Below are 802 nucleotides of genomic sequence, written 5' to 3'. Positions count from 1 at the left end.
GTCAACGTCGGTTGCGTCAACTGGTCGATAACCGCGAGTTGTTTGGGTGGGCTGCCTCCAAGGATGTGGACTCGACGGCCTCGCCAATCCACCGGATCTGAGAAGTCATGTGCCAGAATGTCCGCATAGCCACGTGAGTAGCCGACGACGATATCGTCTGGAATCTCCTCAAGTGCTGCTTTGCATTTCGGGACGATGACGAACTCCGTGTCGGGGACGCGTTTTTGGAGGTCTCGCACTGCTCGAACGTAAGACTGGGCTTCTGCACGGTCGTAGGCGTCGCCGATGATGCCGACGTCTGGTCCGTGTTCGAGGACTCGCTCCGTGTAACGGTCGAGATCTGGATTTCTGAAGTCGTTATCGAGCATGCCGACTGGGAGATCAAGATTGAGGAATTGCTGTTGCTGGTAGCTGCAGTCCTCTCGAAAGCCCGTGAGAAAACCGAGGTTCAACGCGTCGATGGCGAATGGAACACGATGAAGGAACGCTACGTACTCTGCCTGTCGGGCGTTGGCGTAGGACTCTGTTGCGCTGTCGCTGCTCGCTCCGGAGAAGTCGTGAATGGACACAGGGAGTCACCTGCGGGACTCTGCCGCCCCGCACCTCTCAGGGGCGAAAAAACAGCTGCTGTGGAGCGATTAACCAACAAAATTTGAATCGGCTCCAATCTGTTGGTTAATTCTCAGACAAACAGCCTGCGGCCACCTCAGTGCTGGCGAGCGTTTGCTGATTTTTGTTGATATCCGGCAAGAGCATCGCCTGGTCGTTTGTGCAGTTGGATTGAGCCTCCTCCCTCTGCGGC

The 802-nt window shown here is 56.2% G+C and carries 1 protein-coding gene; it reads right to left on the bottom strand.

The window, feature by feature from the left end; all coding sequences use genetic code 11:
• Positions 1-569 (bottom strand): DUF6610 family protein (locus AUR66_RS12770; protein ID WP_331457001.1); only part of this gene is annotated, 569 nt, incomplete at its 3' end.
• Positions 570-802 lie beyond the last annotated feature (233 nt).

It is taken from the genome of Haloferax profundi (assembly GCF_001469865.1).
GTDB classification, from domain to species: Archaea; Halobacteriota; Halobacteria; order Halobacteriales; family Haloferacaceae; genus Haloferax; species Haloferax profundi.
This window is presented reverse-complemented; position numbering and strand designations above follow the sequence as displayed.